The 1,124-nt window shown below is 62.3% G+C and carries 1 protein-coding gene; it reads left to right on the top strand.

Annotated elements, in window-relative coordinates; genetic code table 11:
• Positions 1-1,124 (top strand): hypothetical protein (locus FJ091_22315; GenBank protein MBM4386084.1); only part of this gene is annotated, 1,124 nt, incomplete at both ends.

Below are 1,124 nucleotides of genomic sequence, written 5' to 3'. Positions count from 1 at the left end.
GCCTTGCGCAACTCGGAGGCAGTGGTTCGGGTGATACGCTCGATCTGCTCGTGGCGCGATCAGCGGCGTTCGCCGCCATCGCAGCGAGCAGCGCGAATGGCGCGGGAGGTGCGGCTTCTGCTGCGGCGGGTGCCACAGAGGGACTTCAAACACGGATCGACGCGTTCACGCTTGCATCCAGCGAGCCAGCGTTGCAGGCGGCACAGTCTGCCCTCGATTCGCTGCAATCCGTATTGTCTGGTGTGGATCGTCGAGCATCGACGCTTGACGCAGCTGCGGCAACGGTCTTTACGCTTGACCTGACGCTTCAGGCGGCGGATGTCGCAAGCGGTCTGTTGTTTGGCGCACAAGCCATCCGTGAGGCGTCGTTTGACTTCAACTTCTTCGCACAGGCGCAGGAAGGCGTTTCGCTTGCCGCACTCGAGCGGGTGGCGGATGCTCGAGCGCAACTCGAGGACGTAGCTGAATCGCGCGATGCTGGTGAAGCGCTCTTTCACAATCTCGAATCAACGTTCGACGGGATGCTCCAAGTACTGCAAGGAGAGAACGGTCAAGAGTTCGCGGATCCTGAGGCGGGCGCACTACTGGCAGTGCAAGTGGGCGATCTATCAAGGGAAGTCGCCGAAGCTGTGGAGTCTGCGCAGATGGCGACTGCATCCGCGCAGGTGTTCGCAGAGCAAAGCGGTGCGCTCGTCCAAGAGGGACTGTCGCTTGAAATCGCCGCTCGGGAGATCGCCTTTGCAGTTGGCGGTGAGACCGGCACAGATGGTGCGGTCGGAGATCTGGAGGCGGGTACTTCGGTGGTGCAGGGATTGGCGGATGCTGCTGTGCATGTTGCCACCGTCGCACAGAATGCTGCAGAAGGCGCCGGATCTCAGGTGGCGCATGCGTTCGCAGATCGTGCGAGTTTGCTCGCTGGTGAGGCCATTGCACGCGCCCTCGATGCCACCAACCGATTGCAGATCGCATCGGCGCAGGCTGCGCAGATGCAGCAGACACTCTCGCAGCAGAACTGGAACGCGGCAGCGCAGGCGGTCGCGTTGCTCGGCAACGAGATGAGCGCTGCCGAGCAGCAGATGCAGGGAGCACAGTTCGCTGCGCTGTACGCTTCCACATACGGGGCA

It is taken from the genome of Deltaproteobacteria bacterium, assembly GCA_016875395.1.
GTDB lineage: Bacteria > Myxococcota_A > UBA9160 > UBA9160 > UBA6930 > VGRF01.
Note: the sequence above shows the minus strand (reverse complement) of the source record. Positions and strands in the feature narration are given on the sequence as shown.